Here is a 6,957-nt window from a genome sequence, read left to right as displayed (position 1 = left end):
GTCGCCGCCCAGCTAAACCGCCGGCCCCGCAAGCGCCTCGACTGGCAGACACCAGCCGAGGCACTCGACCAACTACTATCCGAACAAGCAGCATAGAGCCGTGTTGCGCTAGCCTCTTGGATCCGCCGCAGGTCGGATTCTCCATAACGGTGTTCAATCGGGGGAGGTGGCGGGGGCCTTCGCGGTGGCGGCGCAGCTGCTCGGTGCGGGTCGGCGCCTGCTCGACGACACCGTCGGGTACGCGAAGGCGCGGTCGCAGTACGGGAAGGCGATCGGCGAGTACCAGGCGATCAAGCACCTCCTCGCCGACGTGGCGACGCGGCTCGAACTCGCGGCGCCGCTGCTGAACGGCGCGGCGGTCTCGCTGTCCGGGGCCTCCTCGCGCGGCGTCGATCTCGACCCGGTGCGCGACGTGTCCGCGGCGCGGATCGCTGCGGCCGACGCCGCGTACCTGGCCGCGCGCACCGCGCTGCAGGTGCACGGCGCGATCGGCTACACCGCCGAACACGATCTGGGTCTGTGGATCACGAAGGTACGAGCGCTGCAGTCGGCGTGGGGAACCCAGGCGGAACACCGCGCGATCGTGCTCGACGCCGTCCGGAAGGCGGCGCGATGACCGACGAGCTGAACGACCTCGCCGATGCCGTCCGCAGCGTCGTCGACCGGCGGTGGTCCGCGGCTGCGCTCCGCGCCGCGATCGACTCCCCCGAGGGCTACGACCGCGAGCTGTGGTCGGTGCTGTGCGAGCAGGTCGGCGTCGCGGCGCTCGCCGTCCCCGAAGAGCACGACGGCGTGGGCGCCGGCGTCCGCGCGCTGCAGGTGGTGGCGGAGGAGTTGGGCCGCCAGCTGATCCCGTCGCCGTTCCTGGGCTCCTCGGTGCTGGCGACCGCTTTGCTCGCGCGGACCGGCGATGCGGGGCTCCTGCCCGCCCTCGCCTCCGGCGAGCGGACGGCGGCGGCGGTGTTCGCCGGCACGTCGTTCACCGACCGTCCCCTCCGCGCCGTCGACGGAACACTCTCCGGCACCGCGCAATACGTGCTCGACGGTGACCTCGCCGACGACCTCGTCGTCGTCGCGGGAGACGAGCTGTACCTCGTCGACGGGGCGTCGGCACACCGACGGCACACTCCCTCGATGGATCCCACTCGACGGTTCGCGGAGGTCACCGTCGACGGCCTCGCCGGAAGGCTGCTGCCGGGCGACGCGGAGGCCGCCCTGGCGCACGCGCTCGACATCGCGGCCGCCGTCCTCGCCGCCGAACAGGCCGGGGCCGCCGCGCGAGCGCTCGCGCTCACCGTCGAATACGCGAGCTCCCGAGTACAGTTCGGCCGGGCCATCGGCTCCTTCCAGGCGCTCAAGCACCGGATGGCGGACATGTACGTCCTCGTGGAGTCGGCGCGGTCGGCGGTCGCCGCCGCGGGCGAGGCCCTCGACCGGGGCGATGCGGACGCTCCGCTCGCGGTCGCGACGGCGAAGACCTACTGTTCGGAGGCCTTCAGCGCCGTCGCCGCGGAGATGATCCAGTTGCACGGCGGCATCGGCATCACGTGGGAGCACGACGCGCACCTGTATTTCAAGCGCGCCCACTCGTCGTCGCAGTTGTTCGGCGATCCGGCGTATCACCTGGGACGACGCACGCTGACGCATTCCTGAAACATGTTCTTGCCGCGCCCCGCAGAGCGATGTACTTTCGTAGACGAACTACCTGCGAAAGGAATCCGATGCCGATCAGCACGCGGTCCGACGGCGACACCTGGACCATCACCACGAGCGTGGGTTTCACCGCACTCCTCGTCGCCGCAGCGCGCGCCGTGGAGACGGAGCGCCCCGACGCCCTCGCCCGGGACCCGTACGCCCGGATCTTCCTGGAGGCGGCGGGCGACCGCCGCGCCGTCGCCCTGGCCGACGCCGGGGACGGCGAGGGAAGCCCGATGGCCGCGACCCGCCACCTCGGCGTCCGCACGCGGTACTTCGACGACTTCACCCGCGACGCCGTCGCCGCCGGCGTCCGGCAGATCGTGATCCTGGCCGCCGGACTCGATTCCCGCGCCTACCGGCTCGACCTCCCGCCGGACACCGTCGTCCACGAGCTCGACCAGCCCGAGGTCCTGGCGTTCAAGGAGGAGACGCTCGCCGCGCACGGGGCGAGCCCGGCGGCCGGCCTCCGGCACGTCCCCGTCGATCTGCGCGACAATTGGCCGACCGCCCTGCGGTCCGCCGGGTACGACGAGGCCGCGCCCACGGCCTGGCTGGTCGAGGGCCTCCTCCCGTACCTCCCCGCCGCGGCTCAGGCCCTGCTCTTCGAGCGGATCGTCGCGCTGTCCGCGCCGGGTAGCCGCGTCGCCGTCGAAGGCCAGATCGGCGCGCTCGACCTCGACGGCTTCCGCGCCGTCACCGAGAAGTACTCGCAGGAGGGGAATCCCCTGGGCGACTTCGACGTGACCGCGCTGTTCGTCGCCGATGAGGGCCGCGCCGATCCCGCGGACTTCCTCGCCGCGCAGGGCTGGACCCGTCACGCGCGCGGGGAATCCGGTGGAACTGGGCCGCAGCTACGGCGTGCAGCACACCGTACCCGCCGACGCGGCGCCCCTGTCCGGCGCAATCGGCTATTTCACCGCTATACGGCCCGCCGGTTGATGCCGACGTAGCATCAACTTGCATGGAGCGCAGATCGACTTCAGTTTCACGATACGCAGTGCTGGCAGCCGCGGCGATCCCACTCGGCGTGGTGGGATGCGCGCCGCCACCCGACAGCACGCCGGTGGCGACGACCACCGCGGTCGTCGAATCGACGACGTCCGCTTCCCCAGACACGGTGCGTGAGCGGTGTCCCGACCCCTATCCGGGCACCGGCGGACCGGACTGCTTCGCCGAATCGGACGGATACCGCGCAACGAAGCGGGTGCGCGACGGCCACGCCGTCGTGACCGTGCAGCGCGCGGGAGGCGCAGTCCAGACGATCACGATTCCGATCGACGGCTTCACCGGATCGGGGGCACTGCTCCTGCGCCGCCTCTCCGCAGCTGCGACCCCTGACATCCTGGTGTCGACGACGACCTCGGGGGCGCACGGCCAGAACTCGACCTGGTCGGTGTGGCACTCCTCCGGCGGCCCGTTCACGACGATCGGCACCCTCTACGGCCGCGAATTCTGGGATGCCGGTTCGGGCCTGGTCGGGAGCTACTCCTCCGGCGGCGGATGGGCCGTGACCTTCTCCACCCGCGTAGCCGGACGGTTCCGCACCGTGGCCGAGGTCGGACGTTCCGATACCGCGGGAGTCCGCGACCCGGCGGTGCCCGAGTGCACCGTGATGTCGCGCGAGGCCGGCGCACCCGCCGACCCGTGTGCGCTGGCACTGAGCCAGGCGCGGACGCACGGGCTGACGACCTGACTACATCCAGTCGTCGCCGACGGGCCAGGTGAGGAACGAGTCGAGCGACAGGGCCCGGGGAATCGCCTGGCCCGGATCCGTCACGGTCTGGGTGTAGCGGCCGCGGTAGAACAGCAGCGGCCGACCGGCGTTGGGGGCGCTGAGCTCGAGCACGCGCCCGATCACGATGTGGTGGTCGCCGCCGTCGTGCACGCTCTCCACCGCGCAGTCGATCCAGCTGAGCGCACCGTCGAGCAGCGGAGAGCCGGTGCGCGAGGGCTTCCAGGCGACCGCGCCGAACTTGTCCGGCTGCCGCGAACCGAAGACGGAGCTGACGTCCTGCTGGCCCTCCCCGAGCACGTTCACCGCGAACCGCCCGGTGCGCTCGATGGTGCGCCACGCCCCCGAGGTCTTCATGGGACAGAACAGGACCAGCGGGGGGTCGAGGGACAACGCCGAGAACGACTGGCAGGCGAAGCCGACGGGGCCCTCCTCGTCGGCCGCGGTGATCACCGTGACGCCGGTGCAGAAGTGCCCCATGGCCGTCCGGTAGTCGAGCGGCTCGATCGTCGGCGCTGTCATCACTGCTCCTTGAAGCCGATGGTGAAGTCGTGACCCCAGAGGCTCACCGCGGTGGACTCGCGGGCGATCCAGTCATCATTGTCGACCTCCAGTCCCTCGCAGCCGAATTCGATGTCGAACCCGCCCGGCGTCTTCATGTAGAAGGACAACATCTTGTCGTTGATGTGACGACCGAGCGTCGCGGACATCTTGACCTTCTTGCGGTTCGCGCGATCGAGACACAGCCCGACGTCGTCGGAGTTCTCCACCTCGACCATGAGGTGGACGATCCCCGTCGGGTTGGGCAGCGGCAGGAAGGCGAGCGCGTGGTGGCGCGGGTTGCAGCCGTAGAAGCGCAGCCACGCGGGGTCGCCGTCGGCGGGCCGGCCCACCATCTGCGGGGGCAGGCGCATCGAGTCCCGCAGCTTGAAGCCGAGCACCCCCTGGTAGAAGGACTGCGCCGCAGCATCATCGGAGCAGGTGAGCACGACATGTCCGAGCCCCTGCTCCCCCGTGACGAACCGGTGGCCGTACGGACTGACGAAGCGGCGGCCCAGGTACTGCGCACCGTGGAAGGCCTCGAGCGTGTTGCCCGCCGGATCCCGGAACCGGATGAGTCCCTCGACACGGCGCTCGAGCTTCTCCTCCTTCGTCCCCTCCTCGAAGGCGACATCGGCGGCCGTCAACGTCTCGCGCAGTTCCTGCAGGCCGGTCGCGTCGGTGACCTCCCACCCGGATACGAGCAGGCGGTCCTTCTCCCCCGGCACGATCACCAGGCGAGCCGCGAAATCATCCATGCGCAGGTAGAGATTCTGCGCGGTGTCGCCCGCACCCGCCGGCGGGGCGCCCTCCATCATCCCGAGCACCTTGAGCCCGTACTCGCGCCAGGCCGCCATGTCGGTGGCCTCGATGCGCATGTACCCGAGGGCCTTGATCGCCATGTCCTACTACTCCTTGTCAGCCGGCCAGGAAGTCGGCCGTGAGCCGGTTGAACTCGTCGAACTTCTCGAGCTGCGCCCAATGACCGCACTGCCCGAAGACGTGCAGTTGCGCGCGCGGGATCTGCTTGAGGGCCAGCAGCGCACCGTCGAGCGGGTTGACCCGGTCCTCGCGCCCCCAGATCATGAGCACCGGCTGACGCAGCTTGTACGCGTCCCGCCAGAGCATGCCCTTCTCGTAGTCCGCTGAGGCGAACGATGCGCCCATGGCCTTGAACGCGGCGATCGCCTCGGGGTCGAGAGCGAGCTCGAAGCGCTCCTCGACGAGCTCCGGCGTGATCAGCTTCTGGTCGAAGACCATGATCCGCAGGAAGTCCTCGAGCCGCTCCTTGCTGGGCGCGGCGTAGAACTTCTGCAGGGTGCGCAGGCCCTCGGTGGGGTCCGGCGCGAAGGTGTTCACGCTGAGCCCGCCCGGCCCCATGAGCACGAGCCGCCCTGCGCGGTCCGGGAAGTCGAGCGCGAACCGCACCGAGGTGCCGCCGCCGAGCGAATTGCCCACCAGGTGAACGCGTCCGGTGACGCCGAGCGTGTCGAGCAGGCCCGCCAGCGCGGTGGCGCTGTGCACGAAGTACTGCGGGTGCTCGGTCGGCTTGTCGGACCGGCCGAAGCCCGGCTGATCGACCGCGAGCACGTGGAAGCGCTGCGCCAGCACGGGGATGTTGCGCCCGAAATTGCTCCAGGAGGACACGCCGGGGCCGCTGCCGTGCAGCAGGACGACGGTGCCGTTCGCCCGGTTCGCCTCGCCGGCCTCGTGGTAGTGCAGCGTGAGACCCGCTGCCGTGGTGGCGAACTTCCCCTCCTTGAGGACGTCCACATCGACCTCTGCCACCGCTAGACCATCCCGTCCATGACGGGCAGACCGAACTCACCGGTGCCGAACATCTTGTAGGCGCGCTCGGGATCGTTCGCGGCGTGCACGCGACCCGCGTGGGCATCGCGCCAGAACCGCTGGATCGGCGTGCCCTCGGCCAGAGCGCGACCGCCGGAGTTCTCGAACATGCGGTCCACGGCGAAGATCGCCCGCTCGGTACCGCGCACCTGATCACGACGCACCTTGAGCCGCAGGTTGAACGGGATCTTCTCGCCCGCCTTGACGAGGGCGTACTCCTCGTTGATGTTGGAGATCAGCTGGAGCCAGGCGGCATCGATCTCGCTGCCGGCCTCGGCGACGCGGACCATGGCGAACGGGTCCTCCTTCGCGGTCTCGCCGGCGTAGGCCGCGCGCACCCGCTTGCGCTGATGCTCGACGTGCGCGTCGTACGCGCCTTGCGCCATCCCGATGATCGGAGCGGTGATCGTGGAGGGGTGCACGGAGCCGAAGGGCATCTTGTAGAGCGGGCCGTCATTGACCTCCTGGCCCGGCCCCTTGCACTTGCTGACGTCCTTGAAACTGAGCGCGCGGTGCGCGGGCACGAAGACGTCCTCGACCACGATGTCGTTGCTGCCGGTGCCCCGCAGGCCGACGGTGCGCCACACGTCGTTGATCGTGTAGTCGCTGATCGGCACCAGGTAGGTCAGGAAATCGACCGGCTTGCCGTCCTCGAACGCGGGGCCACCCAGCAGCGCCCACGTGCCGTGGTCGCACCCGGAGGAGAAACTCCACTTGCCGGAGAGCCGGTAGCCGCCCTCGACGACCTCCGAGCGGCCCATCGGGGCGTAGGACGACGAGATCAGGGTGTCCTGGTCCTCGCCCCACACCTCCTGCTGCGCCCGGTCGTCGAACAGCGCGACGTTCCACGGGTGGATGCCGAGGATGGAGGAGACCCAGCCGGTCGAGCCGCAGGCGCTCGCCAGCATCTTGACCGCCGTGTAGAAATCGACGGGATCCGCCTCGAAGCCGCCGTAGCGCTTCGGCTGCAGGAGCCGGAAGAAGCCGCTCTTCTGCAGTGCCTTGATGGACTCGGCCGGGATCCGGCGGGCGTCCTCCGTCTCCTGTGCCCGGTCCCGGAGCGTGGGCAGCAACTCCGCCACCTCGGCCAGCACCGCGTCGACGCTCTGATCGCTCATCTTTCCTCGCTCTTCTACGAC

The 6,957-nt window shown here is 70.1% G+C and carries 6 protein-coding genes and 2 pseudogenes; 4 read left to right on the top strand and 4 right to left on the bottom strand.

Annotated features, from left to right (window positions below; translation table 11 throughout):
- Positions 1–172: 172 nt before the first annotated feature.
- The 4 genes and pseudogenes from HF999_RS06635 to HF999_RS06620 all read left to right on the top strand — a co-directional run.
- Positions 173–616: pseudogene (locus HF999_RS06635) on the top strand (acyl-CoA dehydrogenase family protein); the annotation flags it as partial.
- Positions 613–1,653, top strand: coding sequence for an acyl-CoA dehydrogenase family protein (locus HF999_RS06630; protein ID WP_168545100.1), 1,041 nt, complete (start codon positions 613–615; stop codon positions 1,651–1,653). The pseudogene HF999_RS06635 and the gene HF999_RS06630, both read left to right, overlap by 4 nt.
- Before the next feature lie 68 nt (positions 1,654–1,721).
- A pseudogene (locus tag HF999_RS06625) lies at positions 1,722–2,637 on the top strand (SAM-dependent methyltransferase).
- Positions 2,638–2,761: 124 nt separating this feature from the next.
- The gene (locus tag HF999_RS06620) at positions 2,762–3,391 is read left to right on the top strand and encodes a hypothetical protein (protein ID WP_168545098.1); all 630 of its coding nucleotides are present in this window, start codon (positions 2,762–2,764) and stop codon (positions 3,389–3,391) included.
- Here HF999_RS06620 and hsaB read toward each other — a convergent pair whose 3' ends face one another.
- Genes hsaB through hsaA form a run of 4 tightly spaced genes read right to left on the bottom strand, consistent with a single transcriptional unit; the run spans position 3,392 to position 6,936 of the window.
- Complete coding sequence (gene hsaB, locus HF999_RS06615) at positions 3,392–3,952, bottom strand: 3-hydroxy-9,10-secoandrosta-1,3,5(10)-triene-9,17-dione monooxygenase reductase subunit (RefSeq protein ID WP_168545097.1); 561 nt, start codon at positions 3,950–3,952, stop codon at positions 3,392–3,394.
- Entirely contained in the window at positions 3,952–4,872 is a 921-nt protein-coding gene (hsaC, locus tag HF999_RS06610) for an iron-dependent extradiol dioxygenase HsaC (RefSeq protein ID WP_168545096.1), read from the bottom strand. The genes hsaB and hsaC overlap by 1 nt, the downstream gene beginning before the upstream one ends.
- Before the next feature lie 16 nt (positions 4,873–4,888).
- On the bottom strand, positions 4,889–5,758 hold the full coding sequence (hsaD, locus tag HF999_RS06605; protein WP_168545095.1) for a 4,5:9,10-diseco-3-hydroxy-5,9,17-trioxoandrosta-1(10),2-diene-4-oate hydrolase: 870 nt from the start codon (positions 5,756–5,758) through the stop codon (positions 4,889–4,891).
- Positions 5,759–5,760: 2 nt separating this feature from the next.
- Positions 5,761–6,936 (bottom strand): 3-hydroxy-9,10-secoandrosta-1,3,5(10)-triene-9,17-dione monooxygenase oxygenase subunit, encoded by a 1,176-nt coding sequence (gene hsaA / locus HF999_RS06600; protein ID WP_168545094.1) that lies wholly within the window; start codon positions 6,934–6,936, stop codon positions 5,761–5,763.
- Between the last annotated feature and the right edge of the window lie 21 nt (positions 6,937–6,957).

The sequence above is a fragment of the Tsukamurella spumae genome (genome assembly GCF_012396015.1).
Classification (GTDB): Bacteria; Actinomycetota; Actinomycetes; order Mycobacteriales; family Mycobacteriaceae; genus Tsukamurella; species Tsukamurella spumae.
Note: the sequence above shows the minus strand (reverse complement) of the source record. Positions and strands in the feature narration are given on the sequence as shown.